Source organism: Duganella levis (genome assembly GCF_009857605.1).
In the GTDB taxonomy this organism is placed as follows: domain Bacteria; phylum Pseudomonadota; class Gammaproteobacteria; order Burkholderiales; family Burkholderiaceae_D; genus Rugamonas; species Rugamonas levis.
The window spans coordinates 76,656-103,009 of the sequence record NZ_WWCT01000003.1 but is presented as its reverse complement, the minus strand read 5'-3'; the positions used below and the strand labels follow the sequence as shown (position 1 = coordinate 103,009).

At 62.8% G+C, this 26,354-nt stretch carries 29 protein-coding genes; 13 read left to right on the top strand and 16 right to left on the bottom strand.

The features are described 5' to 3' along the window. Positions 1 to 26 precede the first annotated feature (26 nt). Positions 27 to 860 carry an alpha/beta hydrolase gene (locus tag GTP69_RS05705; RefSeq protein ID WP_161053980.1) on the top strand — a complete coding sequence of 278 codons (834 nt, stop codon included), beginning with the start codon at positions 27 to 29 and terminating at the stop codon, positions 858 to 860. Here the strand turns inward: GTP69_RS05705 and GTP69_RS05700 are convergent. From GTP69_RS05700 to GTP69_RS05685, 4 genes are read right to left on the bottom strand one after another with little or no spacing between them, the layout of a single operon-like run. Next, entirely contained in the window at positions 850 to 2,193 is a 1,344-nt protein-coding gene (locus GTP69_RS05700; protein WP_161053979.1) for a DUF3422 family protein, read from the bottom strand. The genes GTP69_RS05705 and GTP69_RS05700 overlap by 11 nt on opposite strands. A 16-nt stretch (positions 2,194 to 2,209) precedes the next feature. Then, entirely contained in the window at positions 2,210 to 2,755 is a 546-nt protein-coding gene (locus GTP69_RS05695) for a DinB family protein (RefSeq protein ID WP_161053978.1), read from the bottom strand. After that, positions 2,752 to 4,287 (bottom strand): hypothetical protein, encoded by a 1,536-nt coding sequence (locus GTP69_RS05690; RefSeq protein WP_161053977.1) that lies wholly within the window; start codon positions 4,285 to 4,287, stop codon positions 2,752 to 2,754. The genes GTP69_RS05695 and GTP69_RS05690 overlap by 4 nt, the downstream gene beginning before the upstream one ends. Before the next feature lie 53 nt (positions 4,288 to 4,340). Continuing rightward, complete coding sequence (locus GTP69_RS05685; protein ID WP_161053976.1) at positions 4,341 to 5,051, bottom strand: HAD family hydrolase; 711 nt, start codon at positions 5,049 to 5,051, stop codon at positions 4,341 to 4,343. Between the two features lie 97 nt (positions 5,052 to 5,148). On the opposite strand from GTP69_RS05685, the gene GTP69_RS05680 reads away from it, so the two are divergent. From GTP69_RS05680 to GTP69_RS05670, 3 genes are all read left to right on the top strand, one after another. Beyond that, entirely contained in the window at positions 5,149 to 6,105 is a 957-nt protein-coding gene (locus GTP69_RS05680) for a LysR family transcriptional regulator (RefSeq protein WP_161053975.1), read from the top strand. 101 nt (positions 6,106 to 6,206) lie between these two features. Then, positions 6,207 to 6,803 carry a LysE family translocator gene (locus GTP69_RS05675; protein ID WP_161048854.1) on the top strand — a complete coding sequence of 199 codons (597 nt, stop codon included), beginning with the start codon at positions 6,207 to 6,209 and terminating at the stop codon, positions 6,801 to 6,803. Between the two features lie 36 nt (positions 6,804 to 6,839). Beyond that, entirely contained in the window at positions 6,840 to 7,232 is a 393-nt protein-coding gene (locus GTP69_RS05670; protein WP_161053974.1) for a hypothetical protein, read from the top strand. Position 7,233: 1 nt separating this feature from the next. Here the strand turns inward: GTP69_RS05670 and GTP69_RS05665 are convergent, their stop codons facing one another. Together GTP69_RS05665 and gluQRS are read right to left on the bottom strand one after the other, a co-directional pair. Further along, a complete protein-coding gene (locus GTP69_RS05665) occupies positions 7,234 to 8,727 on the bottom strand; it encodes a CYTH and CHAD domain-containing protein (RefSeq protein WP_161053973.1) in 1,494 nt (497 codons plus the stop codon). 42 nt (positions 8,728 to 8,769) lie between these two features. Further along, positions 8,770 to 9,681, bottom strand: coding sequence for a tRNA glutamyl-Q(34) synthetase GluQRS (gene gluQRS, locus GTP69_RS05660; protein ID WP_161053972.1), 912 nt, complete (start codon positions 9,679 to 9,681; stop codon positions 8,770 to 8,772). A gap of 96 nt (positions 9,682 to 9,777) precedes the next feature. Between gluQRS and GTP69_RS05655 the strand changes: the two genes are divergently transcribed. Beyond that, positions 9,778 to 11,397: a M28 family peptidase gene (locus GTP69_RS05655; protein WP_161053971.1), complete on the top strand. Its 1,620-nt coding sequence runs from the start codon at positions 9,778 to 9,780 to the stop codon at positions 11,395 to 11,397. 93 nt (positions 11,398 to 11,490) lie between these two features. Here the strand turns inward: GTP69_RS05655 and GTP69_RS05650 are convergent, their stop codons facing one another. From GTP69_RS05650 to GTP69_RS05625, 6 genes are read right to left on the bottom strand one after another with little or no spacing between them, the layout of a single operon-like run. Continuing rightward, on the bottom strand, positions 11,491 to 12,168 hold the full coding sequence (locus GTP69_RS05650; protein ID WP_161053970.1) for a cyclic di-GMP-binding domain-containing protein, MshE-related: 678 nt from the start codon (positions 12,166 to 12,168) through the stop codon (positions 11,491 to 11,493). After that, positions 12,140 to 13,120 carry an AraC family transcriptional regulator gene (locus GTP69_RS05645; RefSeq protein WP_161053969.1) on the bottom strand — a complete coding sequence of 327 codons (981 nt, stop codon included), beginning with the start codon at positions 13,118 to 13,120 and terminating at the stop codon, positions 12,140 to 12,142. Before GTP69_RS05645 ends, GTP69_RS05650 begins: the two co-directional genes overlap by 29 nt. Further along, positions 13,117 to 13,659, bottom strand: a complete 543-nt coding sequence (locus GTP69_RS05640; RefSeq protein WP_161053968.1) for a DUF2059 domain-containing protein — start codon at positions 13,657 to 13,659, stop codon at positions 13,117 to 13,119. Before GTP69_RS05640 ends, GTP69_RS05645 begins: the two co-directional genes overlap by 4 nt. A 16-nt stretch (positions 13,660 to 13,675) precedes the next feature. Next, positions 13,676 to 15,274, bottom strand: a complete 1,599-nt coding sequence (locus tag GTP69_RS05635; RefSeq protein WP_161053967.1) for an OmpP1/FadL family transporter — start codon at positions 15,272 to 15,274, stop codon at positions 13,676 to 13,678. After that, on the bottom strand, positions 15,274 to 16,293 hold the full coding sequence (locus tag GTP69_RS05630; RefSeq protein ID WP_161053966.1) for a transporter: 1,020 nt from the start codon (positions 16,291 to 16,293) through the stop codon (positions 15,274 to 15,276). The genes GTP69_RS05635 and GTP69_RS05630 overlap by 1 nt, the downstream gene beginning before the upstream one ends. Positions 16,294 to 16,332: 39 nt before the next feature. After that, positions 16,333 to 17,100 carry a C39 family peptidase gene (locus GTP69_RS05625; RefSeq protein ID WP_161053965.1) on the bottom strand — a complete coding sequence of 256 codons (768 nt, stop codon included), beginning with the start codon at positions 17,098 to 17,100 and terminating at the stop codon, positions 16,333 to 16,335. A 436-nt stretch (positions 17,101 to 17,536) separates the two neighbouring features. On the opposite strand from GTP69_RS05625, the gene GTP69_RS05620 reads away from it, so the two are divergent. The 5 genes from GTP69_RS05620 to GTP69_RS05600 all read left to right on the top strand — a co-directional run bounded on the left by GTP69_RS05620 (position 17,537) and on the right by GTP69_RS05600 (position 20,797). Further along, on the top strand, positions 17,537 to 18,046 hold the full coding sequence (locus GTP69_RS05620) for a DUF6160 family protein (protein WP_161053964.1): 510 nt from the start codon (positions 17,537 to 17,539) through the stop codon (positions 18,044 to 18,046). 120 nt (positions 18,047 to 18,166) lie between these two features. Next, positions 18,167 to 18,676 carry a DUF6160 family protein gene (locus tag GTP69_RS05615; protein WP_161053963.1) on the top strand — a complete coding sequence of 170 codons (510 nt, stop codon included), beginning with the start codon at positions 18,167 to 18,169 and terminating at the stop codon, positions 18,674 to 18,676. A 62-nt stretch (positions 18,677 to 18,738) separates the two neighbouring features. Beyond that, a complete protein-coding gene (locus tag GTP69_RS05610; protein ID WP_229260825.1) occupies positions 18,739 to 19,515 on the top strand; it encodes a hypothetical protein in 777 nt (258 codons plus the stop codon). Next, the gene (locus tag GTP69_RS05605) at positions 19,515 to 20,339 is read left to right on the top strand and encodes a hypothetical protein (protein ID WP_161053961.1); all 825 of its coding nucleotides are present in this window, start codon (positions 19,515 to 19,517) and stop codon (positions 20,337 to 20,339) included. The genes GTP69_RS05610 and GTP69_RS05605 overlap by 1 nt, the downstream gene beginning before the upstream one ends. Next, positions 20,336 to 20,797: a hypothetical protein gene (locus GTP69_RS05600; protein ID WP_161053960.1), complete on the top strand. Its 462-nt coding sequence runs from the start codon at positions 20,336 to 20,338 to the stop codon at positions 20,795 to 20,797. Before GTP69_RS05605 ends, GTP69_RS05600 begins: the two co-directional genes overlap by 4 nt. 63 nt (positions 20,798 to 20,860) lie before the next feature. Here GTP69_RS05600 and GTP69_RS05595 read toward each other — a convergent pair whose 3' ends face one another. Then, positions 20,861 to 22,000, bottom strand: a complete 1,140-nt coding sequence (locus tag GTP69_RS05595; protein WP_161054139.1) for an MFS transporter — start codon at positions 21,998 to 22,000, stop codon at positions 20,861 to 20,863. A 111-nt stretch (positions 22,001 to 22,111) separates the two neighbouring features. Further along, a complete protein-coding gene (locus tag GTP69_RS05590) occupies positions 22,112 to 23,119 on the bottom strand; it encodes an LLM class flavin-dependent oxidoreductase (protein WP_161053959.1) in 1,008 nt (335 codons plus the stop codon). Positions 23,120 to 23,181: 62 nt separating this feature from the next. Between GTP69_RS05590 and GTP69_RS05585 the strand changes: the two genes are divergently transcribed. Both GTP69_RS05585 and GTP69_RS05580 read left to right on the top strand, forming a co-directional pair. Then, a complete protein-coding gene (locus tag GTP69_RS05585; RefSeq protein WP_161053958.1) occupies positions 23,182 to 23,949 on the top strand; it encodes a substrate-binding periplasmic protein in 768 nt (255 codons plus the stop codon). A gap of 114 nt (positions 23,950 to 24,063) precedes the next feature. Further along, entirely contained in the window at positions 24,064 to 24,966 is a 903-nt protein-coding gene (locus GTP69_RS05580; RefSeq protein WP_161053957.1) for a TraB/GumN family protein, read from the top strand. 6 nt (positions 24,967 to 24,972) lie between these two features. On the opposite strand, the gene GTP69_RS05575 is transcribed toward GTP69_RS05580, so the two are convergent. Next, positions 24,973 to 25,368, bottom strand: a complete 396-nt coding sequence (locus GTP69_RS05575) for a hypothetical protein (protein ID WP_161053956.1) — start codon at positions 25,366 to 25,368, stop codon at positions 24,973 to 24,975. Between the two features lie 138 nt (positions 25,369 to 25,506). On the opposite strand from GTP69_RS05575, the gene GTP69_RS05570 reads away from it, so the two are divergent. Then, positions 25,507 to 25,722 carry a hypothetical protein gene (locus GTP69_RS05570; RefSeq protein ID WP_161053955.1) on the top strand — a complete coding sequence of 72 codons (216 nt, stop codon included), beginning with the start codon at positions 25,507 to 25,509 and terminating at the stop codon, positions 25,720 to 25,722. On the opposite strand, the gene GTP69_RS05565 is transcribed toward GTP69_RS05570, so the two are convergent. Continuing rightward, positions 25,676 to 26,068, bottom strand: a complete 393-nt coding sequence (locus GTP69_RS05565; protein ID WP_161053954.1) for a VanZ family protein — start codon at positions 26,066 to 26,068, stop codon at positions 25,676 to 25,678. The genes GTP69_RS05570 and GTP69_RS05565 overlap by 47 nt on opposite strands. Positions 26,069 to 26,354 lie beyond the last annotated feature (286 nt).

Genomic DNA, 26,354 nt, shown 5'->3' with positions numbered 1-26,354 from the left:
CGTGGGACAAGAGTAGAGTATGAACTATGAATCATTCTAAAAAAGTCGCGGGCCTGGCAGGCATCGTTAGTGTGCTCTGGATGGGATTGACCGCAGCGGTGGCCGCTAACCAGAAGCGACTGCTGTTTAATCCATTGGGCAGCAAGCGCGAAGTGCTGAAGCCTTACAGTTCGGGGCACCGCACCCGGCCTATCGTGGTGCGCGCCAAGGATGGCACGCGCCTGTCCGGCTGGTTGATGACGCCGCCGGTGGCGGGGCCGCATCCGGGCGTGGTCTACTTTGGTGGCCGGTCGGAAGAAGTCTCATGGGTGGCGCGTGACGCCGGCAAACTGTTCCCCGGCATGGCGGTACTGGCGGTGAACTACCGCGGCTACGGCGATTCGCATGGCGATCCGGCCGAAGCACACTTTGTCGAAGACGGCCGTATGCTGTTCGACTGGCTGAGCGAACGCCATCACGTCGATCCGAAGCGGATTGCCGTTGTCGGCCGCAGCCTGGGTTCCGGCGTGGCGGTGCAGGTGGCGATGGAGCGCGACGCCAATTCCATCGTGCTGATTACGCCTTACGATTCGATCCTGGCGCTGGCCAAGCGCAAGTTCAAGACGCTGCCGGTGGACTACTTCCTCCAGCATAAATTCGAGTCGGTCAAATACGCCGAACAAATCAAGGCGCCGGCCTATGTGCTGCGCGCGGCGGTGGACGACATCGTGCCGCACTCGCACACCGACCTGCTGGTGCAGAAACTGGGCACGTTGCACGCCGACGAAACCGTGCCGGATTCCGACCACCTGAATATCCCGTATCTGGAATCGACCCAGGCGCGCATCGCCAGTTTCCTGGCGAGCCGCTTTAGTGCTTAGCGCTGCCTGACAACTGGTGATGCAGGCGGCGCAGGCCTAGCCACACGGCGCCGATCACCAGCGGCACGGCGATGCCGGTGACCAGGTCCGGGTTGACCGGCACACTGCCGGCCTTCAGCGCCTTGCCGACGTAGCCCACCAATCCCAATGTGTAGTACGAGATGGCCGCCACCGACAGGCCTTCGACCGCCTGCTGCATGCGCAGTTGCTGGGCCGCGCGCGCGTCCAGCGATTGCAGGATCTTGCGATTCTGCTGTTCCTGCTCGATGCCGACGCGCGTGCGCAGCAGGTCGTTGCTGCGGGCGATACGCTTGGCCAGCGCTTCCTGCCGCTGCGCCACCGAGGTGCAGGTGTTCATCGCCGGCGCAAGGCGGCGGCCCATGAACTCCGCCAGTGTCGGCGTGCCTTCGATGCGAATCTCGCGCAGCTCCTTGATGCGCGCCTGCACCAGGTTGAAGTAAGCCTGCGAGGCGGCGAAGCGATAGCCGTTGTTGACCGAGATTTTCTCCACCCGCGCGGCCAGGCCGGTAATGCGTGCCAGCAGATCCTGGTCCTCGTTGCCTTCATCGTTGACCAGCGTCGCGGTCAGCGTCGCCAGTTCGTTTTCGATGCTGCTCAGGTCCGGCTGCGTGGCTTCCGCTTGCGGGAGGCCGAGCAGCGCCATCATGCGGTAGGTTTCGATTTCCAGCAGGCGGCCGACCAGGCGGCCGGGCTGGAACTCACGCAGCCGCTGGTCGCGCACCACGAAGCGGCTGAAACCATCCGGCTGGATCAGGAAGTCGGTCCACACTTCCGCATTGCCGCCGGTGCTGCTGCCCACCAGAGACTTGCCCTGGAACAGATCGCGGATGCCTTCGGCGAAGCTGTCGTCGCTGCTGTCGTCCTTGCACAGCAGGACGTGGGCGGCGACGATGATCTTGCCGTTCAGGCCCGCCAGCCATTCCTGCGGCACGTGCTGCAGCGGCATGCGCTCGAACGACGCGCGGCAGTCCAGGCCTGGCTCGCCGCGTTCGACGAAGGTGTAGGTGGCGAACTCGGTGTGGCATTCCCACTTGAGGCGGAAGCGGCCGAAGTCATGGAAGAAGTAGCGCGCCTGCGGATGCGGTGTCGCCACGCCGTAATGGAGGCACAACTGCTCCAGGATCAGGTGCTGGCTGGCGCGGTGATTCAGGCGCGAGGGCTGGTCCTGTTGCAGGTACAGCGCGAAGTGCGTCAGGCTTTCCGGCGCCTGCAAGTGCAGGAACGGGCGCGAATGAATCTCCGCAGACAGCGGTACCCGCATCGGGTGATTCAGCTTGGCGAAATCGGCGTTGGCGCGATAGGCGAGCGACATGAAGGTCCTTAAAAAACTAAATAATGGGTGGTATGTCCGGCACCCACAGCAGCAGGTCGGTGACGCCGATATCGACGCCGGCCTGCGTCAGCAAGGTGCTGGCCTGGCCGCGATGGTGGGTCTGATGATTGAAGAAGTGCAGCAGCACTAGGCCGAACTCCTTGCGGTAGACGTCACCGCGCGTGCTGCGGTACTCAAAGGTGTGGGCCAGGTCGGCGTCGGTAATCTGCGGCATCCATTCGGTGATGATGGCGTCCAGCGTGGCGCGGCAGGCGCGCAGCGTGGGCAGGTCGTCGCCGAAGGAGTACGCCAGGCCGGAAGGCTGGGCCAGCGCCTGCGTCGCTTGCAGCGCCGGGAACTGCGCCGGGTGCGTGCTGAATCGTTTGAGCCAGATGGTGTCGGCCGCCAGCAGGTGATTCAGCGTGCCGGCCAGCGAGCCAAAGAAGGCCTTGCGGTCGGCCGTGAATTCGCCTGCCGGCAGCCTGGCTGCGGCGTCGTACAGGTTCTGGTTCATCCCGGCGTTGTAGCGGGCCAGCAGGGCGAAGTGCGCGGGTGTCGTCATTCAGTGATCAGGTTCGGATTCGATTGCAGGAAGATCTGATTGTTCAGTTTTTCCAGCATCTGCGCGCGCTGGGAGCTGTTCAGCGTTGGCTCGCCGACGCGCTCCGGCTCCAGCGTATTTACCAGGTCGCGCGTCAACGACTTGTCGGATGGCGTGGTTTGGTTGCTCTGCATTTTGCCCAGGCTGAACTGCTTCACGCCCATCAACTGGTGCGCGTGCTTCTCCAGCGTGGCCCTGGCCAGCACGCCCTGGTCGTAGCCGATGCTGGTGCTGCTGCTGGCCGTGTCGTCGATGGTGATGTACTTGTAGTTCTGCGATTGCGGCGCCAACGTCAGCGCCAGCACGGCGCTGGCTTTCACCGGCGCGTGATAATGCGCGTTCAGGTGAGACTGCTGCTGTTGCGAGATGCCGCGATCCAGCTGCGAGGTGCCCGTGATGCTGGTCGTCTGCGACAGCTCATAGGAAAACGTATCCTTCTCCGACGGGCGGGCGGGATTGGACGGCACTTCGGTCTGGGCGAACGAGGCGGTGAAGTCGGCCAGCCCGGTGGTCATGGCCCGGTCCTGGTCTTCCAGCGCGATGCTTTGCGGCGCGGCGGCGGGCGGCGTGCCGTAGTCGCTGTTCATGCCGGTGAAGGCGTCCTTGAACATGGCGATCATGGTGCTGTCGCCGCGGCCGCGCGAACCCGCTTCGTCTACCTGGCCCAGATAATTTTTCAGCGCGATGGCCTGCTGTTGCTTGCTGCCCCAGGTGGCGGACTGGCTCAGGTCCACGCCGATTTTGGCGCTGCCCGCCGGGCCGTTGAAGTTCACCGTGCGCTGCTTGCTATCGGCGTGGAATGCCAGCGTTTGCGTGTCCTTGGCGTTGATCTTGACCTGTCCCTTGAGGTCCACCGATGCCAGCGCGCTGCTGTCGAACTGCGTCAGACCGGCCAGGTCGATGCGCGGCGGGTCTTCGGTCAGGCCGTCGATCGATTTCTGGAAAGCGTCCGACAGCTTGCCCAGCGCCTTGCGCTCGGTCTCGGTCAGGTCGCCGTCCACGGTCGCTTCCACCGCGATACTGCCATCGCCGGCATCCAGCTTCAACTCCACCTTGGTGCCGCTGCGGGTGGTGATGCTCAGCGAAATCTGGTTGTCGCCCATGCCGTGTTGCGACATCTGCGACGGCGACACCAGCATGTCGTAAGTATCGGCTTGGGTGCCGCCAGGCGCCACCTGCGTCGTTTGCGAGAAGTTCGCGCCATCGTAGGCCACCTGTTTCAGCAGCTCGCCGCCCAGGCCTTTGAGACGGCCGGCCAGCGATTCGTTGTCCATATTCTGTGCCATCAGGGTGGCCGAAGTGCTGCGGGTGCGGTTTTCCCACACCAGCGCCTTGGTCGACACCGGCGCTGCGCCGTTGGCGCCCAGCGACACTACGGTGGATGAACCAGTGCCTGTCTTGCCGGTGGCGCTGGAGGTGGACGTATTGACGCCGGCGGCGGCCGAAGTGGCGGCGGCTGGCGTAGTCCGATTGAGGGAGGATATCGTTGTCATAACCTGATTATAGGCCGGTTTGGCAGCGTTGAAACCTCCGCGAAGGGAGGCTTTCAGGCCGCCTTGTGCAGGCCCGGCGCCGGGCGTTGCTGATCCGGCGTGTAGGGGCTGGCCTGCAATTCATGCAGGGCGTCGAATGTGATGAACTGGCGTGGCCGCACCACGTCGGTGCCGTAAGGCGCTACCGAGACGGTCCACAGGCCGGCATCGGCGGCGGCGCGCAGGGCCGGCACGGCGGTGTCGATGACGATGGCGTCCTGTGGCTGCACGCCCATGGCGTTCAGCGCGTAGGCATACGGGCCGGTACCGGCCGGGCCGTCGAAACTGGCGCCGCCGGCGACCACGCTGAACAAACTGGTGACGTCGGCGCCGAAGTAGCGCTCCAGCAGCGCGCCGGTGGCGGGCGCCGGCAGGTCGGTCAGGATGCAGATCTTGCAGCCGGCGGCGGCCGCGTCTTCAATCAGTGCCAGCGCGGCGGCTTGCGCCTGCGGTGGGCGCGACAGGATCGCCTTGTGGAACTCGCGGTGCTTGTCTTCGAATAGTTCCGCCACGCGCTGCTTGTCGCGCGACAGGGGCGGCGTGGCGACGACGGAACCGATGGCGCGGGCGTAGCCGTGTTTGGCGGCGGCTGCGCGCAGCGCCGGCAAGGTCCAGCGAATCGACAGGCCGGCGTTGGCAAACGCCGCGTTGCAGGCTGCCAGATGCAGGGCCTCGGTGTCGAACAAAACGCCGTCCAGGCCCAGGAAGATCACGTCGATGCTCATGCCACGCTCCCCTTAATGATGTCAGATAGGCTTCAATATAGAGGTAGAATGAACAAAAGAAAAATTAAAGATTCTGGATAATTAATAAGGAATGCTTATGCATCACGTCAGTTTTCGCCAGTTACAGTCGCTGGCTCTGGTGGCGCGGCACGAGAGCGTGTCGCGCGCGGCGGACGCCATGCACCTCACGCAGCCGGCCGTCTCGCTGCAATTGCGCACGCTGGAAGAGATCACCGGCATGGCACTGACCCGCAAGGACGGCCGCAACATCCAGCTGACGGCGGCGGGCGAGGTGATGGCCGACTTCTCCGAACGCATCCTGCGCCTGTGGGAACAGGCCACCGACGAACTGGCGGCGCTGCAAGGCGTCACCTCCGGCACGCTGCGCATCGGCGCGGTGACCACGGCCGAGCACTTGCTGCCGCCGCTGCTGGTGCCGTTCACGCTCAAGCGGCCGGACGTGCGCCTCAAGCTCCAGGTGGGCAACCGCACGGAGATCATCAACATGCTGGCGCGGCACGAGATCGAGCTGGCCATCATGGGCACGCCGCCGCGTGAGTTGCGCACCAACGCGGCCCGCTTCGCGCGCCACCCGATGGCCTTCGTCGCCAGCCCGTCGCACCCGCTGATGAAGAAGAAAAAGATCACGCTCAACGACGTGATGGCGGCCAACCTGCTGGTGCGCGAGCGCGGCTCGGGCACGCGCACAGCGGTGGAAAAGCTGCTGCGCGAAGAAGGGCATGCGGCGGAATTCGGCTCCGAGGTATCCAGCAACGAGGCAATCAAGCGCATGGTGTCGGCCGGGCTGGGCGTCGGCTTCCTGTCGGTGCACGCCTGCGGACTGGAATTTGAAACCGGCTTGCTGGCCATGCTGCCGATGGCGCACAATCCGGTGGAAGCGGATTGGCACATCATGCACCTGAGCGACCAGCCGATTCCCAAGGTGGCGGCATCATTCCAGGACTTCGTCATCGAAAACGGCCAGGAGCTGGTGCGCAAGGAACTGGAGAGTTTCTACAAACAGCTGCGCAAGCGTCCGGCCGCGTACCGGTAAAGTTACCTATACAGTGGTGGCAACTGTTTGCGTAAGTGTACTGGTTAACGCCAGTACACTTGACCGTACAATACAAGCACACCTTACGAACGGATACCGCCATGTCGCCCGAACTGTTGCTGCCCCTGTGTACCTTTGTCGCCGTCAGCTCCATCACGCCCGGCCCGAACAACACCATGATCCTGGCCTCCGGCCTGAATTACGGCTTTGTGCGTTCGCTGCCGCATCTGTTCGGCATTACCTGCGGCTTTTCCTTCATGATTTTCGCCACGGGACTGGGACTGCATGCGGTGTTCGAGCAGGTGCCGATGCTGCAAATCGTCCTCAAATACGGTGGCGCGATCTATCTGCTGTGGCTGGCGTGGAAGCTGGCGCACGCGGCACCGATGAGCGCCAACCAGGCCGCGCTGTCCAAGCCAATGGGTTTCTGGAGCGCCGCTGCCTTCCAGTGGATTAACCCGAAGGCCTGGGTGATGTCGCTGACGGCGCTGACCACCTATCTGCCGCAGGGCTTCGGTGTCGGCGATGCGGGCTTGCTGGCTGGCCTGTTCGGCGTGATCGGCACGTTCTGTGTCGGCTGCTGGGCCTTGTTCGGCGTGGCCATGCGCCGGGTGCTGCAAAACCCGCGCTCGGTGCGCATCTTTAACGTGGTGATGGCATTGGCGCTGGTGGCCACCCTGTATCCGCTGCTGGCCTGATACCATAGCGTTTTACCGGATTTTTAGGGAATGCCCATGTATCGTCGAATTGCGCTGGCGTTGAGCGCCACCTTGCTGTCTGCCGCCGCCGGCGCCGCCGCCATTACCGTGCCATCCAACCTGATGCTGCCGGAAGCGGAGCGCGCCGCGCGCGGCTATGTCGAAAGCTGGATCTTCAGCATCGAGCTGGAAGGCGAGGAGCTGACCGGCATGAGCGCCTGCCGTAAGATCCTGACGGAGCGCGGCTTTGCGCCGACCTTGTCCAAGACCGCCAGTTCAGCCTTGCCGGCGCTGCACTTCAAAATCTCCGGGCAAAAGGAATATGCGCAGGCCAGCACCGAGGCGGATGACGCTCTGGCCGCCGTGCAGCAGGCCAAGTGCAAAGGCACGCTGAGCTGGACCGTGACGTCCAAGCCGGCGCGCCGCTGATTCAGCGCATGTGTGGCAGCCGCAGCGCGTGCAGGCGGCTGCTGATCGCATTCAGGTCGGCCGGCTGCATCAGTTGCTGCGCCACCAGGTAGCCGCGCGCGAACTGGATCGCGCCATCGGCTGGCGGGTGCTGCTGCGCCAGCTCCTGTAACAAGCGACTGGCCACCACCAGATCGTTGTGCTGCCCCAGTTCTTCCTGCGTGGCGGACAGTGCTTTCAGATAGGTGCGCGTGCCCTTGTCGCGATACAGCGAGTGGAAGAACTCCAGTGCATAGCGGCCGCGTTTGGCGGCGATGCGAGTGCGGTGAGCGCTGGCCGGATCGCCGTCGTTCATGCGGGCGGCGCGTTTGAGTAGCGACTTGTGCAGCTGCTGCATGGTCTGGCGCGAGAACTGCGCGGCTGAACCATTCAGCAACGGCGCGGTTTGCAGCATCCACGATCCCAGTGTCAGCATCAGCCTGGTGTAGCGCGGTGACAGCAAGGCTTGCGCCGCCTTGCGCCTTTTGGCTTGCGCGGTCTGCTGCGCCAGCGATTGCAGTTCCATCAGGCCGTGCTGGCCGCCAGGGGAAGCGTCGATGTGCTGGAGCGTGGAAGTCAGCATCACGTCCCAGTCGCGCGCCGCGCCCAGCATCGTGCCCAGCCAGCTGATGTCTTCTTGCAACGCGGGCGGGCAGGGCGCCACAGCGTCGAACAGTTTGATGGCCGAGCGCAGGCGGCGCACGCCCACGCGCATCTGGTGCAGCGTTTCGGGATCGTCGCTGTCGATCACGGCCAGTTCGTTGCGCTGGATGTGTTCGAGGCAATTGCCCAGCACCGCTGGCAGCGCTTCGGACAGCGTGGCGTCGGCGTCCAGCTCCAGCGCCTTGGCGCGGAACGGCGCCTGCCCTGTATCGCGCACCAGCAGGTAGCCGCGCTGGGCCTTGTTGACGTTGCTGATACGCAGCGGAATATCTTCCAGCAACTGTAGCGCAAACGCGTACAGTCCGGCCGGATCGCCGTCTTTTAGTTCCAGTTCGATTTCGTTGACCGGCACGCGCTGCGCCTTGCGCTCGATGTGGCCGACGTCCAGCGCCACTTCGATGCGGTTGCCGTCGATTTCCAGATCCCATACGTGGCGCTGCACGTCCACCAGGAACAGTGGCTCCAGCCGTTCCTTGAGGTTGGTCTCATCCAGCACGGCCAGCCATTGCGGATCGTCGCCGATCAGCTTGCGCAGCTTGCCGAGACGCGGCCATGAGCGGTCGACCACGCCTTCCCATTCGTTGCGGCTATGCAGGCCGCTTTGCACGCTGCCGCCGGCCTTCATGGTCTGGATCCATTCGCCATCGACCTTGCGCACGCGCAGGCCGGCGCCGTGGCGCAGCAGGTGCAGGTCCGGCGTATCGAAATAGCGCGCCGTCAATTGCTGCACGCGCGTGGGTGCGCCGAGCAGCGGATGTTGCTGCACTTGCTCGTTGTGTTCCGGCGCCAACAGGAGTTTGAGTTCGACTTCCATCAATTCAGTGTACGAAAAAATGATGAGATACGGCGCACCGTTTCACGGCTGGCGCGGCAGGGTTTGCAGAAGTTGCGCCCAGGCAGGCGTGGCGGCGCGCCAGAAGGCATCGATCGTTTCCGCCTGTATATCCAGGCCGAGGAAGCGGGCGGCCGGCAGCATGGCGTCGCGCAACAGTACCTGCGGATCGGCGCCGGTATCGAAGGCTTGCGCGCCGGTTTGCTTGGACAGCTTTTCGCCGACGTCGTTGACCACCACCGGCACATGCAGATAGGTCGGCTGCGGCAGGCCCAGCGCCTGTTGCAGGTACAACTGGCGCGGCGTTGAATCGAGCAGGTCGGCGCCGCGCACGATGTCGGTGATGCCTTGCGCGCCGTCGTCCACCACCACCGCGAGTTGATAGGCCCAGTAGCCGTCGGCGCGGTGCAGCACGAAGTCGCCGACGTCGGCGGTCAGATCCTGGCTGTAATGGCCGGCCCAGCGGTCCTCGAAGGACAGCACGCAGTGTGGCGTTTGCGGCACTTTCAGGCGCAACGCGCGGCCGACTTTGCCGGGCGCCAGGCCGTCGCGGCAGATGCCGGGATAGATCAGCGCCTGCGCTTGCTGGCCGCTCAGATTGAGCTGCGAATCGGCGATTTCGCGGCGCGAGCAGCCGCAGGGGTAGACCAGGTCGCCCAGTTGCTCCATTGCCTGCTGGTACAGCGGATAACGTTGGGTTTGCCAGGTGACGTCGCCGTCCCAATGCATGCCGCAGCGTTGCAACGAGGCGAGTATATGCTCGTCAGCGCCGGCTACGTTGCGGCCGACATCGACGTCCTCGATGCGCACCAGCCATTGCCCCTGGTGGGCCTTGGCGTCGAGATAGCTGGCCATGGCCGCCACCAGCGAACCGATGTGCAGCGGGCCGGTTGGCGACGGCGCAAAGCGGCCGATGTAGGGAATGCGTGCAGTCATGCCGCCATTTTAACGCGGCGGTCGGCAGTGCTTGCAAATCGCATACAATGTGCGCGCGGAAAAACCGCACTGACCACTGACCAGGACATCACAACAATGAAGAGATCCTATGTAGCATCCGCGCTGGCCATGAGCCTGGCGCTGGCATTCCCCGTTCATGCTGCCGACGCCAGCAAAACCGCCGTGGTGCAGGAGGCACCGTTGCGCGCGCATCTGCAATTTCTCGCCAACGATCTGCTGGAAGGCCGTGGCACCGGTCAACGCGGCGGTGACCTGACGGTGGCGTATCTGGAAGCGCAGGCCATGGCGCTGGGGCTGAAGCCGGGCAACGGCAACAGCTTCCGCCAGCCGGTGCTGATCGCCGGCGTCAAGACGCAGCCGGCGGACAGCACGCTGAAGCTGGAAGCAGGCGGCAAGCCGCTCGATATTGCCTTCGGCAAGGACTGGGTGTTTTCGCCGGGCGATGCGACTGCGGTGCACAGCTTCAATGCGGACCTGGTGTTCGTCGGCTACGGCATCACCGCGCCGGATGAGCAGTGGAACGATTACAAGGGCATGGACCTGAAGGGCAAGATCCTGGTCATGATGGTCAACGACCCGCAGCCGACCGCCGAGCAGCCGAACCGTTTCAACGGCAAGGGCCTGACTTACTACGGCCGCTGGACCTACAAGTTTGAAGAAGCGCAGCGCCAGGGCGCGGCCGGCGTGCTGCTGATTCACACCACGCCGACGGCATCGTATGGCTGGAGCGTGATCCAGAACAGCTGGTCGGGCGTCGAGCGCTTCCAATTGGCGGCTGGCACGCTGGGCACGCAGCTGCAAGGCTGGATGACGGACGATACGGCGCGCGCGCTGTTCACTGCCGCTGGTCAGGATCTGGACGCGCTGCGCGCCGCCGCCGAGAAAAAGGACTTCAAGCCGGTACCGCTGGCCGCCAAGCTGCAGGGCGAAATGAAAGCGGCGGTGCGCAAGGTCGAGCAGTTCAACGTGGCGGCGGTGGTGCCGGGCACCGATCCCAAGCTGAAGGATGAAGTTGTCATCTACAGCGCACACTGGGATCACCTGGGCAAGCAGGGCGATACGGGAGACACCATTTTCAACGGCGCGGTGGACAACGCTTCCGGCTCGGCGGCCTTGCTGGCGATGGCGGCGGAAGCGCAACGCGTGCCGGCCAAGCGCAGCCAGATGTTCCTGTGGGTAGCGGCTGAAGAACAAGGCTTGCTGGGCAGCGCCGCGTATGCGTCGTCGCCACTGTGGCCGTTGGCCAAGACGGCGGCCAACCTGAATCTGGACAGCCTGAACTTCGTCGGCGCCACGCGCGACATCGGCACGCAAGGCAGCGAACGTACCGAGCTGGGCAAGCTGGCCGAAACGGCGGCCAAATCGATGGGCATGCAGATCGCGGCCGCGAAGCCGGACCTGGCCGGCGGCTACTTCCGCAGCGACCACTTCAACTTTGCGAAAAATGGCGTGCCGGCGTTCTCGATCGAATCGGGCCGTGACTACATCAAAGATCCGGAAGCGGCGAAAGCCAAGGCCCAGGCCTACGGTAAGCGTTACCACCAGGTCAGCGACGAATACGATGCGAGCTGGGACTTGTCAGGCATGGTGCAGACGGCCCAATACACACTCAACCTCGGCCGCCTGATCGCCAACGCCGCCAAGCTGCCCGAATGGAAAGCCGGCGACGCCTTCGCCGTCCCGCGCAACAAATAAAACTCCGGGGTCAGGTCCGGCACTTGGACACGAACACAACCGTAACATGCGTTACGGTTGTGTTCGTGTCCAAGTGCCGGACCTGACCCCGGATTAATGAAAGCCGAGAGTGATGGTGGTGCCGGTCAGGTCGATGCCTTTGATAGAGATGCTGCCGAAGCTGCTGCCTTCGGTGCCGCGCACGCGGATGTTGTTGAAGGCGATTTCGCCGATGGAGGACGGCAGGTTCAGCGTCAGGCTGCCGTCCTTGTTGATCGTCGCGGCAGCTTTGCTGGCGTCGTAGACGACGTTTTTCATGCTGGTGTCGGCTTCGAGGAAACCCAGCACCGGGTTCAGTAACTTGCTGATGTCGCCCACCACTTCCAGATTGTTGCTCTTGGCGTGTTTGACGGCGTTGAGCAGGTCGTCACTCAGCCCTTGGGCCGAGGTGTCGCCCAGTTCTTCTTCGCTCAGCGCTCGCAGCGCGCGGGTGGTGGGGGCGCTGGCGGTCAGGGCTGCCGCCGGTAATGCGGTGGCGGCGTAGGTTTCCATCGGTGCCAGCAGCGAGGTGGCGATGGCTGCCGCCAGACGCAGCCGTCGTTGCTTGCGCAGCGCGTCTTCGATGTGCTGATGCGTGATGAGGTTGAGCTCGGCGAAGATGTCGCCCAGCCGCTGGCCGGTCTGCCGCTGCAACGCGATCGCGCTGGCCAGTTGTTCTTCGGTAATCAGCTTCTGTTTGACCAGCAGCTGACCCAGCAACGATTTATTCTGATTGTTTGTGAGCCATCCCATGGCTATCTCCTTTTTTATGCTGGATGTCCGACGGCGCCATGCCGAACCAGCGTTTGCATGCCCGGTAAAACGCGCTCGGTTCCGAGAAGCCCAACTGGAAGCTGAGCATCTTCAGTGACAGTTCACCCGCGCTCAGCGATTGCCGCGCCAGTTCGCGCCGGGTGTCGTCGACCAGGTTGGTAAAGCTGGTGCCTTCCTCGGCCAGCCGGCGCTGCAAGGTGCGTTCGCTCATCATCATTTGCGCGGCAACGTCATCCCGGTGCGGCGGGCCTTTCGGCAGCAGGCTGGCCAGCAAGGTCTGCACCTTGGCGCTGAAGGTCGGCGGTTCGGCCGCCGCCAGCGAGGCCAGTACCTGTTCGCCGCCGCCGTTCATCAGTGGCGGATTGGTGGGCAATGCGGCGACCAGGTCGGTGTCGGAAAATTCCATGACGTTGTGCGGCATGGCAAAGCGCACCGGGCAGCCGAAGGTTTCTTCATACGCGCGGGCGTTGGCCGGTTCGGGAAACGCATATTCCACCACCACCGGCGCCACGTCGTCGCGGCCGGCAGCGCAGCGCAGGGAACGCAGCAGCACACACCAGACGAAGTCGTAGCGTTGCTGCGGCACGTCGCGCCGCGCGCCGGGCAGCAGCAGGCCGACACGGGTGTGGCCCTGGAAGCGCTCGATTGAGCTTTGCACCGTCGGCGACACCAGCATGATGTGGCCCATGACGCCCAGCCAGCCGAGCCGGTGCGGCGCCGAGATTTTCAGGCCGATCAGCGGATCGCCCGATTGCGCCACCAGCAGTTCCCACAGGTGGCTCAGTTTGTCCGACAGCGTCAGCGCATCGCACGCCAGGCCATCGCCTTCGTCCAGACCGGCTTGCTGGAACAACGCATCAGCTTGCACGCCGGATTGCGCCAGCCGTGATTTCACGCCGCGCACCAGATGCAGGGCGGAAGAGTACGTCATGGCGTGACCGCAGCGCGCAGGCGCAGGCCGATTTTTTCTTTCAGCCCTTGCAGCTTGGGATCGATCACCGCACGGGTATCGGTCGCCACGCCTTCGCCCAGGGTTTTCTGCATTTCCGGCAGCATGGCTTCAAACTTTTTCTTGACCGGCGACTCCAGGATGGCGATCAGCTGCTTCAGTTCTTCTTCGGTGTAGCGTTCGGCCAGCATCGGCGCGATGGTGGTGGGGATCAGTTTGTCCGCGCTGGCGCGGGTGATCGGCGTGGCTTCGTTCATGAATTGCTTGGCTTCGCCGACGATGTCGTTCATGGCCGCATCGCGTTTTTCAGGCGCGGCGCGTCCTTGCAGCATGGCACGCGCTTGCTGCACGGCGTCGGCCACCGGCACTTGCAGCATCGATTGGCCGATGCTGTCGATATTCCACAGCTTCAGCACGTGGTCCACCAGCGCCTGCTTGGATGGCGAGACCGGCGCCGCATGGGCCTGCAGGCAGGCCGCGCTCAACGTCAGCAAGGCCAGTTGATGTTTTATTTTTCTCATGTTGTGCTCCTCCAGATCAGAAACGCTTGTTGATTTCAAAGCCAAAATAACGGACGTGGATGTCGCCGCGCACGTCCTGTCCCGCGTACGGGTTGTAGATGATGTTGAGGAAGGTGTTGCAGTTCATATTGCAGCTGGTGTTGGCCGGCGCGTTGAATTTGCCGGTCATGTACGAGCCGGTGATGTTGATGTCAGTATTCTTGTTGAGCTTGAAGCCGATGCCGGCGCTGAGCAGCCTGGTGTCCGGCAGCGGCGCCAGCAGATCGATCTTGTCGGTCGGGACCGAACTCTTGCGCGGCTCGAAGCCGAGCCTGATCGACAGCCGGTCGATCGGATTCAGTTGCAGGCCGTAGGCGAAGTTGACCACGCTCTTGTAGCCGCGCGGGATCACCAGCTTACCCGAATCCGGGATGCCGTACAGCCGCGCCACCTCCAGCAGTTTGACGCTCTGGTCGAACTGGAAGCGCAGCGCATCCCATTCGCTCCAGCGGGCATAGCTGGCGTCCACGTTCAGCTGGATGTATTTCACCGGCTTGAGCTTGATGCCGACCTGCAGGTGGGCAGGGAAGGGAATGGTGGCGCTCATATTGCCCTTCTGCTCGGCCGGGATCGACGACGGAAAGCCCAGCACCGCGCCGGCAATCGGTCCCAGCAGGCTGGCGTTCATGCCGCGCACGAAGTTGCGCAGCATCGGATCGGTGGTGAACACGTAGTTGCCGGTGTAGTGGGTTTTCGAGCCGCCCTGGTACACCGCGCCGATCGCAAACTTGGGCGATGGTTCCCACAGCACGCCGAAGTTGATGGTGGGATCGAACGGCGAGGTCAGTTCCACCCGCATATTGGCCGCCTTCTTGAACGGGCTGACCATGCCGTCCTTGCCGCCGCCGCACACGCCAAAGCCGAACACGTCGATGATGTTGCCGCCGTCTTCCGGGCACCAGCCTTTTTGCAGCTGGCCGAACACGCCCAGCAGTTCGTTGGGGAAGCGCATATTGGTGTCGACCACAAACGCCGCGTGCGCGATCGGCACCGAGACGCCGAAGCGCAGCGTGTCCGAATACTTGTAGCCGACCGACGGCGCGGCGTACACCAGCCGCTGGATCTGCAACTGTCGGCCCTGGTACTGGCCGGGATCGTTGGGATCGGTGGTGCGGTCCAGGCTCATCGCCTGCGCCATATAGCTGTCGGTGGCAAAGGTCCACGGCGAGCCGGCCTTGTTCCACGCCATGCCGATGCCGGGCACGGCCACCGCCGGCAACCGCCAGCCCGGCATGCCGTAGCCGGGCACGTACATGATCTGCCGCACCGGTCCGGTGGAGGTGTTGGACAGCGGATCGTCGCGCCAGCCGCCGACGTCGAAGCCCTGGCCCGGCGTGAAGCTGGCGCTGGTGCGGATCGACGCCACGAAGTTGTGGATGCTTTCGCTGTCGCCCGTCAGGCGCGCCAGGCCGGCCGGGTTGAAGTGGATCGACTGGATGCCGGGCGGATCGGCCGTCACGGCATTGCCCATCGCCATGGCCACCACGCTGGTGGTCAGGTTTTCGGTCAGCGCAGCATGGACCGGCGCGGTAAACGCGCAGGCCACGGCAGCGGCGATGGCGAGACGGCGCATCATTACAGGCTCAGCGGAATGTTCATGCCGACCACCAGGTTAGGCGAATCCGGCGTGACACCGATGCCGACCGAGAAGTTGACCGTGGTCTTGGGCGAGATGCGGTAGCCCAGGCCCAGGTTGAGGATGCCCGAGGTCTGCATATGCGTCTTGGCTTCCAGGCCGTCGGCAAAGCGCAGCTTGGAGCCGGCCGAAATCGCTTCCTGGAACGAGACGGTGGTCGAGATGCCGTACGACAGCGCATAGGCGAAGCCGACGCCGAAACCGAAGCTGTTGCCGGGCTGCACGCGCGTCAGGATGCGCGAGCCGTTGATCTGCCACAGGTCCTTGGCCGGCGCGCTGACCGTGTAGTTGACCGAACCGAACAGTGCGACCGGATCGACGATCTTGTTGACATTGAGGCCCATGGTCAGCGCGCTGACGCCGCTGCCGGTGGCTTCGCCGGTGCCGGCGATGATCTTGAAGGGGCTGCGGCCGGTTGGCAGGCGAATGTTGCTGACCACGGTCAGATTCGGCGTGTCGCGGCGCGCCTCGAACGGCTGCCAGCGCACGCCGGCGCTGATGTCGCCCAGCGAGTTGGACATGCCGCTGCGCGCCGCCGTGTCGGCATAGCGCGAGATCAGCGGCAGCGTGACGTTGGTGGTCAGGTTGTCGCGCAGTCCGTAGTCGGCCGACAGCGTGTTGGTGACCGTGTGCGAGTTGTTGTTTTCGATGTTGAACAGCGTGGCGTTGCCGTTGGCGATGTCGGTGACGATGCGCTCCTCGCCAACGTAGCTGTAGCTGAGGTCATAGTTCACCGAGATCTGGCCGGTGCGGATCAGCGAGTATTGCTTGTCGACGGCAGTCAGGGTCTGCTTCAGCAGCGCGCTCTGGTCGCCTTCGCCTTCCTTCTTGGCCAGCGCGTCGCGCGCATCGGCGGTGGTCGCGGTGGTGGTGGTGGCGGCAGGCGGCGTTTGCTGGGCGAGGGCAGAGGTCGCGGTCAGCGCAACGGCGACGGCAATAGCAGTGGTACGGAACATCATATCGGCTTCCTTGTGAGAGTGAGTGCGCTGGGGAGGGGGTTAGTTACGGTGCATCCAGGTGCCGGCCGCGCCGGAATTGACGGCGCGCATCAGCAGCAGGGCGCTGTTGCTGAGCGCTTCCTGGCGGCCCTTGCCGGTCACGCGGTCCATGTCGACCACGCCCAGTTCCTGGTCGTTGAGAGCCAGCTGGCCGAGCGGCGCCTGGCCCTTGGCCGGCGAGATGATGAACAGCGTGTTCTTGTCCCACCAGCGGGCGAACTCTTCGACCGAAAACACGATGTTGCCGGCCGAGGGATCGGCCAGGTAGACCACGCCGTCGCGGATGCCGCGCAGCACCACGAAGTGCTTGGCGCCGGCATAGTCGATCGGCACGATGGCCGGTTCGGTCAGCGTCTGTAAGTCCTTGATCTCGGCCTTGAAGCCGGCGCCGGACAGGCCCATCGAGCCGACGTAGCGCTTCATGTCCAGCAGCGAAAAGCCGCGCCGCTCGATGATCTTGTCCTTCTCGCCCTTGTCCAGCATGCCTTCCATGGCTTGCTGCTCGTTGACCATCACGCCCAGGTGGTAGTTGAGGATGGTGACCAGCGCGGCCGAGCCGCAGCTGTAGTCGAAGGCCTGGCGGACGATGTGTTTGTACTTGAGCTCGGAGAACGGCTCCATCTGTACCGACTGCACATAGCCGCCGCCGCCCAGCTGCGTTTGCGGCATCTCGAACTGGCTCTTGGGCCGGTCCAGCGGTTCGTGTCGCGACATGACACCGGCGCCGCCGATCAGCACGGCGACCACACCCAGCAATAGCATCAGCATGGGCTAGCCTCTTACGCGGGCGCGCGAAAAAGTGTCGGCTTGCGAAGCGCTGGCGTGCGCTCCGCCCTGAGGCGTCGGGCGCCCCGTTGTTGTGTTCATCCTGTCTCCGTTATTCTAGATTAGTACGGTCGTGCTTTATTTAAGCGGCAACTCGTCTTTTCATTTTTGTAATTTATTAACGCATGTTTGGGCTTGCCATCGCAGCTACTTTTTTAGAAATGTGACTCTAGGTTTTCTTCTGCAACTTATGCTATCGCGCGCAACAGTGCAGCAACCGCCGCTTCGCTCTGCTGGCTCCCGGGGCCAAGCGGTTGGCTTTGGCGGTCAGCGCGACAAACTGGACCCGTGGCGGCAACGACTCATAAGATTGTTTTTAATTAATAGTCAAATATTAAGAGTTTTACGAAAAAAACCAACCACAACCGGAGATACCCACATGCAGACCATCAAAACCATTCTGGCCGCCGCCCTCGCCACCGCAGCTTTCTCGGCCTCGGCCATGACCCCGATCCAGGATGCCGAGCTGAGCACCGTCAGCGGCCAGGACGGCGTCTCCATCGCCGCCAACCTGAACATCAAGATCAACTCGTTCACCTACACCGACACCGATGCGCTCGACGCCAACGGCCTGGGCGGCGGTTCGGTATCGTTCAACGGCATCAAGGTCAACGGCCTGATCGCCGCTAACATCGACATCCTGTCGCGCAACTCCTTCCTGGCTGCCGCGAAGGATGCCGGCGTGACCAATCCAGGCACCTTCTACAACGCCACCACCGGCGGCGATGTGGTGCAGATCGCCATTCCACAAAGCGTGGTGGCCGATGGTCACTACCTGAACGTGTCGGTTGACGCCATCAAGATGGGCAACAACGCTGCCTCGTTCGGCTCGGTCGCCATGAACCAGATCGACATGCGCGGCACCACCGTCTGGATCTTCGCGCACTAATCGCACGGCGGCTCGTGACGCATGTAGCTTGGCTTGGTGCGTCATGGCGCTTGCAGTAACAGCAACCTAAGATGGTTGCCGCAGTAACCAAAAAAACACAACCCTTACGGAGACTGATTCATGCAAATCATCAAAACTGCAGTCGCAGCAGCCCTGGCAACCCTGGCCTTCTCGGCTTCGGCCATGACCCCGATCCAAGACGCTGAACTGAGCACCGTCAGCGGCCAGGATGGCGTGTCGATCGCCGCCAACCTGAACATCAAAATCGATTCCTTCACCTACACCGATACCGATGCGCTCGACGCTAACGGTCTGGGCGGCGGTTCGGTATCGTTCAACGGCATCAAGGTTAACGGCCTGATCGCCGCTAACATCGACATCCTGTCGAAAGCATCGTTCCTGACGGCGGCTGGCGCAGCTGGCGTGACCGACGCTGGCACCTTCTACAGCAAAGCCACCGGCGGCGACGTGGTGCAGATCGCCATCCCGCAAAGCGTGGTAGCCGATGGTCACTACCTGAACGTGTCGGTTGACGCGATCAAGATGGGCAACAGCACCGCCTCGTTCGGTTCGGTCGCCCTGAATCAGATCGATATGCGCGGTACCACCGTGTGGATCTTCGCTCACTAATCGGCTGAGCGACGGCGGTTCCTATCGGGACCGCCGCTTCTACCTAGATGACTTTCCCCACAATGCGCCGACTGCTGCTGGGCGTGGTCCTGCTGTGCGGCATGCACGCGGCCTCGGCACAGATGCAGCCCCTGAGCGAAGACGAACTGTCCAGTATTCACGGACAGGGTATCGTCACGATGACCAATACCAGCCTGGGCGGATACGATTTCAGCAAGGTCGCGCTGGAGGCGGATATTTCGCTGAGCGCCAACCTGCGCAATATGCGGCTGGGCGAATACACTTACTCGCCGCGCAACGGCAGCGGCGCCGATCTCGACATCTCGCTGATGCAGTTCGGCCGCAGCGACGGCACCGACGCGCAGCGCCTGGTGCAGATCAGTAATCCCTATTTCGAATTTGTGTACAAGAACGCGGCCGATGGCGCTTCGCGCGAGGCGATCGGCATGCGCTTTGGCTTTGAGTCGATCAGCGGCGATATCGGTTTGCAAATCAAGACCCTGTCTGGCTCGATGCGCGTGACCGGCACGGCGGCCGACGGCAGCACGCTGGTGCTCGACTCGCGCACCGATGCGCTGGGCGGCAAGCGCTGGGATGGTTCGTGCAGCGGATCGTGCCTGTCGCTGGCGCAGCTGGGCGGCGTGACGGCGGGCGATGCCAGCGGCGGCAGCCGGGATTTCTGGGTGTCCATGCTGAAGACGGCGGTGCAGTTTCCGACAGCGGCGGGCTTGCCGGCGTCCGATCCGGCGCAGGCCGGCGTGTGGCTGAACTGGCGCGATAAATTGCAGGCGCTGAATACCAGCGGCATCACGCCGCCCAACTTGCCGAAGGGGCGTTGATGCGGATGCTGCTAGGCTTGTTGCTGATTGTGGTTGCGTCTGCCGGCGCGATGGAACCGCTGAGCGATAGCGTGCTGTCGTCGGTGCGCGGGCGCGATGGCGTCAGCTTCGACCTGAACGGCTTTGCGATGAGCGGCGATGCGCGCGTCACCTACACCACGCCAACTGGCGCCAGCCTGTATGCGGAAAAATTTTCGGCATCGCGCAGCGACAGCCTGTTGCCGTTTTCCGATCCGTTCCGGCTGGATATCGTGCCCGGTGCGCCGGGGCTGGCGGATGTGATCAATATCGCGTTTCCGGTCAATGCAAATAGCGAACAGCGCTGGCAGATGGCGTATGACTGGGGTGTCGGCGCCAATGGCGTAGTGCGCGAGCAGGGCAGTGTGGTGGTCAAGGACATGGTGCTGACGGGCGGGGGCTTGCAGTTCACCACACCACAGGTGAATGACGGCATCGCGTTCGGCGCGGCGCTGAAGCTGGATATTGGGCAGCTGTCGTTCCAGCCGCGCGGCCGCGATGATGCGACCGAGGCGATGGTGTTGAGCGGCATCCACATCGGCGGTGCGGATGGCGGTACGTGGGCGATTGCCAATGTGGCGTCGCAGCCGGCGGTGATAAATGCCTTGAATGATGAGTCGGGGCCGCGTCTGCATATCGGCATTGACTGGCCGGATGCGCGCTATGGCAGCGGCCAGGCGCCGGCCGGCAGCATTGCAGTGGACAATATTTCGTTCGTGAGTCCGGGACAGCCGACGGTGGATTTGGGCTCGTCGCGCATTGGATCGATTCAGATCCAGTATCTTGATATCAAGTTCAAGCAATGAAGCGCGGCTTGCTTTGCCTGCTGATGGGGATGAGCGTTGCGCAGGCTGGCGAGCTGCGGGCGTTGGATGACCAGGAGTTGTCGCAGGTGCGCGGCGGCGATGGCATCAGCTTCGCGGCGCATGTGGTGCTGAACGATCCGACGCTGGTGGGGGCGGTCAGCGATAGCCGGCTGTCGCTGGGCTTCAGCGGCGGCGGGCAGAATCGCTACATCGTGTTCAAGAATGTGCGCGGGACGGTGGATATGTTCGCCGTCAGCCTGGGCGTGCAAACGCGCACGGATGGCGGCGGCGACTATATTGCGATTGGGCTGCCGGGCTATGTGCGCTACACCAACTTCGGCTTCGAATCGCTGAGCGTGCAGAACGATCCGAGCGCGCCGGTGACGGGTAACCTCGGCAGCCTGAATATCAACGGCACCGTGTCCTTACAGGGACAGGTGCGTTTCTGGGGACATTAATTCGGGGTCAGTTCTGCCAAATGTACATGAGCTCGTGTACATTTGGCAGAACTGACCCTGATTTTATTCGGTGGCGAACACGCACAGGGCGATCAGCGGGAAGCAGAGGCCGGTCCACAACACGCCGGTCCAGCCGTGCGCGGCAAACATCCAGCCGCCCAGCGACGAGCCGATCGCGCCGCCCATGAAGAACAGCGCCATGTACAGCCCGTTCAAGCGGCTGCGGATTTCCGGCGGCAGCGCAAAAATCGCCCGCTGGCCGGTCACCAGATTGGCCGATACGCCCATGTCCAGAATGATCGACGTCAGCACCAGCACGCCCAGGTCCACCAGGCGGCTGCTGTGGATCGCCAGCGGCATGGCAAACGCCAGCACGCCGAGGATCAGCGCAATCATGGTGGTCGAGCGGCTTTTACCCTGGTCGGCGCGGTGGCCGGCAATCGGTGACGCAATCGCTCCCGCCACACCCACCAGCGCAAAGATCGCCACGCCGGTCTGGCTGATCTGGAAGTACGGTCCGGTCAATTCCAGCGACACGCAAGTCCAGAACAGGCTGAATGCGCCAAACATGCAGGCCTGGTACGCGGCGCGGCGACGCAGCACCGGCGTGGCTTTCAGCAGGTGCCACATCGAAGCCAGCAGGTCGAAGTAATGCATGTCGCCATGCGGCTGGCGCTGCGGCAGCTTGGCGCGCAGCAGGAAAGCCAGTGCCGCCGTGGTCATCGCCGACAGCACGAAGATCGCATGCCAGCCCAACGCATCGGCCACCAGGCTGGCGACCGGACGCGCCAGCATGATGCCCATCAGCAGGCCGCTCATGACCTTGCCGACGGTCTTGCCGCGCGTTTCAGGATTCGACAGATGGGCCGCGAACGGCACCACAATCTGCGCCGCCACCGAGCCGAGGCCGATGCACAAGGCGGCAAACAGGAACAGGTTGGCGCTGCTGGTGACCGAGGCCGCCAGCAAGGCGGCTGCCGTCACCAACAGGGCGATGAAGATCAGCCGGCGGTTTTCCAGCAAGTCGCCCAGCGGCACGATGAACAGCAGGCCGATGCAATAGCCGATCTGCGTCAGCGTAACAATCAGGCCGGCCGCGCTGGGATCAAGTCCGGTGGCGCGGCTGATCGGGCCGATCAGCGTTTGCGCGTAGTACAGGTTGGCGACGATCAGGCCGGTCGCGATGGCGAACAGCCAGACCATGCCGGGGGAAAGGTCTTGATGGGCTTTGGATTCGCTCACGTCAGGCTCCGGAAATTTGGAAAGGCCGACATTCTAACGGCCACGGCCATTTCCTGCTGAGCGTGCGCACTTTTACAGTCCGGCCTGTTCGCGCTTCAGTGTCTGGTGGACCTCGGCGGTGATTTCATACGAACGCAGGCGCTGCGCGTGCTCGTAGATTTGCGAGGTGATCATCAGCTCGTCGGCGCCGGTGCGGGCGATGAAGTCCTGCAATTTGGCGCTGACCGTGGCCGGCGAGCCGATGGCGGTACACGACAGCACCGAGTCCAGCATCGCGCGCTCGGGCATGCCCAGCGTGTCGAGGTAGCCGACTTTCGGCGGCGGCAGTTGCGATGGACGGCCGGTGCGCAGGTTGACGAAGGCTTGCTGCATCGAGGTGGCGCGGAAGTGCGCTTCTTCATCGGTGTCGGCGGCGAACACATTGAAGCCTAGCATGACGTAGGGCTTGGCCAGTTGCGCGGACGGCTGGAAATTGGCGCGGTACAGCGCCATCGCCTGTTGCATCATCTGCGGCGCAAAGTGCGAGGCGAAGGCGAACGGCAGGCCGAGGTGCGCGGCCAGCTGCGCGCCGAAGGTGCTGGAGCCGAGTATCCACATCGGCACTTTCGCGCCTTTGCCGGGCACGGCCAGCACGCGCTGGCGCGGGTTGTCGGACATATAGTCCTGCAATTCCAGCACGTCTTGCGGGAAGGCGTCGGCGTCGGTTTCCAGGTTGCGGCGCAAGGCGCGCGCGGTGGTCTGGTCGGAACCGGGCGCGCGGCCCAGGCCGAGGTCGATACGGCCGGGGAACAGCGCTTCCAGCGTGCCGAATTGTTCGGCGATCACCAGCGGCGAGTGGTTGGGCAGCATGATGCCGCCGGCGCCGACGCGGATGGTCTTGGTGCCGCCGGCCACATGGGCCATCACGACCGCCGTGGCGGCGCTGGCGATGCCCGGCATGCCGTGGTGTTCGGCCAGCCAGTAGCGGTTGTAGCCCCAGCGTTCGCCGTGCTGGGCCAGGTCCAACGTATTGCGGAACGAGGCCGTCGGGTTGCTGCCTTCGGCAATCGGGGACAAATCAAGGATGGAAAACGGAATCATGGGCGGTAATCTTTCTGGTAATGACAATCCCATTGAAAGTGTGTGGGTATAATCCTTTCAAGATGGATAGACAAGCATACACAGATTGGGCCAAGCGTGCAGGCCAGGCCCTGATTGCCGTGATCGTTACGATGGGAACCGCCGCCGCCATGCCGCCATTGCCGCCGCTGGTGGTGGCGGTCGACAACGGCACCGAGATGCCGATGGCGGGCTTCCGCGACAATCATCTGACCGAAGGTTTTCACAAGGAGCTGGGCGAGGCGCTGGCGGGCAAGCTGGGCCGCGAGGCCAGTTTCCTGCTGCTGCCGCGCAAGCGCATCGCCATGGCGCTGGAGTCTGGCCAGGCTGATCTGGTCTGCCTGTACCTGCCAGCCTGGATGCCGGGCAAGTTTGAATGGACGCGCGGCTTTTTCCCGGTGTCGGAAGTGCTGGTCAGCGATACTACCGAACCGCAGCCGCATACGCTTCAGGATATCGCCGGAAAACCGGTGGCAACAATATTGGGATATTACTATCCCGAATTCGATAAGGTATTAGGCCAGGGTTTTATTCGTGATGATGGTCATTCGTCATCAGGTAATTTAAGGAAAATGGCGGCCGGGCGTTTGCATCATGCTATTACCCAGAAAAACACGCTTGATTATTATCTCAAGGTTGGCGAGAAACTATCGATCTATCCGCCATTGGTGGTAAAGAGCTACAAGGCCCAGTGCGCCGTGTCTGCCAAGGGACAGGTTCCGGTGGATGAGGTGAATAAGGCAATTGAGCAGCTGATTAAAGACGGAAGTGTGAGCAAAATAATCAGTAATTGTCAAAATCGCCTTAAATAATGTTTTATTTTTCCGACGGTTTTAAAAAATAGTTTCTGGCAGTGCCCGGCACTGAATTACTATTGGAATCAATAAGGCGCCCGTCTTATTCTCTTTTATTCCAATGTAAATATTATGAAACCGGGAATCCTGTTCGCTTTCCTGCTGGCTTGCTGCCAGCTCGTTTTTGCTGCCGGCACGCTGGAAACCTCGCTCCAGCATCGCGGCCAGTTGTTCCGGGTGACGCATGACGGCAAGACCAGCTATCTGTACGGCACCATCCACGTGGGCCGTGACGGTTTTTATCCGCTGGACGCGGTGGCGTCGCGCGCGCTGCTCGATTCCACGGCGCTGGTGATCGAACTCGATATCCGCGAAGACAAGCAGTTCCAGGTGGCGCTGGCGCGCCATGGCCGCTATCCCGAAGGCGACTCGATCCAGAATCATCTGACCCCGGCGACGCTGGACAAGACCGTGCAGGCGCTGGCGCGCGCCGGCATTGCGCTGTCGACGGTGCAGCAGTACAAACCGTGGCTGATCGCCAACCTGCTGGTCGGCGCGGAAATGGAAAAGAACGGTTATCAGCGCAGCCAGGCGGTGGAGTTTGCGCTGCTGGCGGCCGCGCAGAAACAGGACAAGACGGTGCGCGAGCTGGAGAGCGCGGATTATCAACTGAGCCTGTTCGATACGCTGGACGCGCAGCAGCAGGAGCAGTATCTGCTGGAAAACCTGGCCGATCTGGCCGATGGCGATTCGCTGAAAAAATCGCAGGCGCTGATCGAGGCCTGGAATGCGGCCGACCGCAGCGGCATCCAGGCCGCCTGGCATAACGCCACCAGCGGCGACAGCATTTCTGCCGGCTTCATGAACCGCGTGCTGCTCGGCAAGCGCAATCCAGAGATGGCGGCCAACATCGAACGCATCATGCAGCAGGACCAGGTGGCGTTTGTCGGCGTGGGCCTGCTGCATCTGGTGGGGGATGATGGTCTGCCGCAGTTGCTCAAGCGGCGCGGCTATCAGGTCGAGCAGCTGTACTAAGCTGTACTAGTAGGGCCGCACGCTGCCGTTGCTGTAGCGGATGCGGTCGCCGACCTTGTAGCTCGGCATCGATTCTTCCACCACCATCTGGTTGCTGCCGTCATCCATGCGCAGCATCACGCGGTAGACCTTGTCGGTCGGTGCGGCCATGCTGCCACCGGCCGCTGCCGCGCCGGCAGTGCCCATGGCGCTGAGACCGGCATCCTGACGCTGTAACTGGTCGATGGCCTGCACGACGCCGTAGCTGGTTTGCGCTTGCTGCGGTGTGGGACCGGCCATCATCGAGCCGGTGCTGACCGGCGTCGCATCGCTGGCGGTGCTAGGGCTCTGGCTGGCCCTGTCGGCGCAGGCCGTTGCGCCGAGCAGGCACAGCGCGATCATCCATCCTGTTGAGTTCTTCATCTTTACCTCCCTCGAAATATCTTCAGAGAGGCGCGGGGACGCATCGTTCCTATACCTTCGGTTACTATTGATGTACATCAATTGAAACATGCTACCTGCACGCAATAATTGTTCGGTATCACTTGAAAGGATATCGATATGTTGACACGCGTGACAGACACTATTATCGAAGAGTTAATTGATGCCACCTGCAGCGACACCCGCAGCCGGCATTTCTTCCTGCATGCACTGCACGGCCTGGTACGCGTGGCCAAGGCCGAGCAGCTGCAAGAGTTGCGGATGGATGTGAAGTTGTCGACAGGCGAAATCAGTCAGCCGGAAGGCTGCGATAGCGACTCCAGAGAGCCCACATGAAGCCGGCCGTCAGCATGGCTGCCGTGCAGTCCACCATCCAGTCCGACACCGCGCCGTGGCGGTACGGGAACAGGCTTTGCAGGCACTCGTCGATCGCGCCCATCAGGGCAATGGTCAGCACCGCCTTGCCGGCGCGTTGCGACGGTGTGCCGCTGCCGCCGGTGAAAATCAGGAGGGTCAGGCCGGCGTAAGCCAGCGAATGCAGCACCACGCCGGAAGCCACTTCGCCGATGTCCTGACGCGCGCCGGGAATCGAACCGAGAATCAAGATCAGCAGGTACAGCGCAATGGCGGTCCAGTAGCGAAGACGGGCGTGGGAAGCGGTAAGGAAGATTTGCTTGAACATGGGGCAGACAATACCATGCACTGCAATAAAACGGGAGTGGTGCACCGGACCCCGGTGCACCTTTTCTTCAGTCATGCCTATCGGTTGCATGTACTTAAGATGTGTCCAGTATAGGCAGCGTTTGTGACGCCGTTATGACAGCGAACAATTTCGCTGAACAAAAAAAAAGCCCGCTGACTTGAGCGGGCTTAAAACTATTTTCTTGGAGGAGAATAGTGGAGACAGGAGCTATTATGCGGCGTCGCAAGATATGTGTCTAATTGTTCTTTCAGATACCAGACATCAG

Bases quoted from the DNA above. Each gene is read 5' to 3' on its own strand.
- GTP69_RS05580 (WP_161053957.1), top strand. From the start codon at position 24,064: ATGAAACCGGGAATCCTGTTCGCTTTCCTGCTGGCTTGCTGCCAGCTC.
- GTP69_RS05630 (WP_161053966.1), bottom strand. From the start codon at position 16,293: ATGATGTTCCGTACCACTGCTATTGCCGTCGCCGTTGCGCTGACCGCG.
- GTP69_RS05700 (WP_161053979.1), bottom strand. From the start codon at position 2,193: ATGTCGCTCGCCTATCGCGCCAACGCCGATTTCGCCAAGCTGAATCAC.
- GTP69_RS05675 (WP_161048854.1), top strand. From the start codon at position 6,207: ATGTCGCCCGAACTGTTGCTGCCCCTGTGTACCTTTGTCGCCGTCAGC.
- GTP69_RS05610 (WP_229260825.1), top strand. From the start codon at position 18,739: ATGCGCCGACTGCTGCTGGGCGTGGTCCTGCTGTGCGGCATGCACGCG.
- GTP69_RS05605 (WP_161053961.1), top strand. From the start codon at position 19,515: ATGCGGATGCTGCTAGGCTTGTTGCTGATTGTGGTTGCGTCTGCCGGC.
- GTP69_RS05640 (WP_161053968.1), bottom strand. From the start codon at position 13,659: ATGAGAAAAATAAAACATCAACTGGCCTTGCTGACGTTGAGCGCGGCC.
- GTP69_RS05615 (WP_161053963.1), top strand. From the start codon at position 18,167: ATGCAAATCATCAAAACTGCAGTCGCAGCAGCCCTGGCAACCCTGGCC.
- GTP69_RS05625 (WP_161053965.1), bottom strand. From the start codon at position 17,100: ATGCTGATGCTATTGCTGGGTGTGGTCGCCGTGCTGATCGGCGGCGCC.
- GTP69_RS05570 (WP_161053955.1), top strand. From the start codon at position 25,507: ATGTTGACACGCGTGACAGACACTATTATCGAAGAGTTAATTGATGCC.
- GTP69_RS05585 (WP_161053958.1), top strand. From the start codon at position 23,182: ATGGATAGACAAGCATACACAGATTGGGCCAAGCGTGCAGGCCAGGCC.
- GTP69_RS05565 (WP_161053954.1), bottom strand. From the start codon at position 26,068: ATGTTCAAGCAAATCTTCCTTACCGCTTCCCACGCCCGTCTTCGCTAC.
- GTP69_RS05600 (WP_161053960.1), top strand. From the start codon at position 20,336: ATGAAGCGCGGCTTGCTTTGCCTGCTGATGGGGATGAGCGTTGCGCAG.
- GTP69_RS05645 (WP_161053969.1), bottom strand. From the start codon at position 13,120: ATGACGTACTCTTCCGCCCTGCATCTGGTGCGCGGCGTGAAATCACGG.
- GTP69_RS05620 (WP_161053964.1), top strand. From the start codon at position 17,537: ATGCAGACCATCAAAACCATTCTGGCCGCCGCCCTCGCCACCGCAGCT.
- GTP69_RS05670 (WP_161053974.1), top strand. From the start codon at position 6,840: ATGTATCGTCGAATTGCGCTGGCGTTGAGCGCCACCTTGCTGTCTGCC.
- GTP69_RS05705 (WP_161053980.1), top strand. From the start codon at position 27: ATGAATCATTCTAAAAAAGTCGCGGGCCTGGCAGGCATCGTTAGTGTG.
- GTP69_RS05575 (WP_161053956.1), bottom strand. From the start codon at position 25,368: ATGAAGAACTCAACAGGATGGATGATCGCGCTGTGCCTGCTCGGCGCA.
- GTP69_RS05690 (WP_161053977.1), bottom strand. From the start codon at position 4,287: ATGACAACGATATCCTCCCTCAATCGGACTACGCCAGCCGCCGCCACT.
- GTP69_RS05665 (WP_161053973.1), bottom strand. From the start codon at position 8,727: ATGGAAGTCGAACTCAAACTCCTGTTGGCGCCGGAACACAACGAGCAA.
- GTP69_RS05655 (WP_161053971.1), top strand. From the start codon at position 9,778: ATGAAGAGATCCTATGTAGCATCCGCGCTGGCCATGAGCCTGGCGCTG.
- gluQRS (WP_161053972.1), bottom strand. From the start codon at position 9,681: ATGACTGCACGCATTCCCTACATCGGCCGCTTTGCGCCGTCGCCAACC.
- GTP69_RS05680 (WP_161053975.1), top strand. From the start codon at position 5,149: ATGCATCACGTCAGTTTTCGCCAGTTACAGTCGCTGGCTCTGGTGGCG.
- GTP69_RS05695 (WP_161053978.1), bottom strand. From the start codon at position 2,755: ATGACGACACCCGCGCACTTCGCCCTGCTGGCCCGCTACAACGCCGGG.
- GTP69_RS05595 (WP_161054139.1), bottom strand. From the start codon at position 22,000: ATGGTCTGGCTGTTCGCCATCGCGACCGGCCTGATCGTCGCCAACCTG.
- GTP69_RS05650 (WP_161053970.1), bottom strand. From the start codon at position 12,168: ATGGGATGGCTCACAAACAATCAGAATAAATCGTTGCTGGGTCAGCTG.
- GTP69_RS05590 (WP_161053959.1), bottom strand. From the start codon at position 23,119: ATGATTCCGTTTTCCATCCTTGATTTGTCCCCGATTGCCGAAGGCAGC.
- GTP69_RS05635 (WP_161053967.1), bottom strand. From the start codon at position 15,274: ATGATGCGCCGTCTCGCCATCGCCGCTGCCGTGGCCTGCGCGTTTACC.
- GTP69_RS05685 (WP_161053976.1), bottom strand. From the start codon at position 5,051: ATGAGCATCGACGTGATCTTCCTGGGCCTGGACGGCGTTTTGTTCGAC.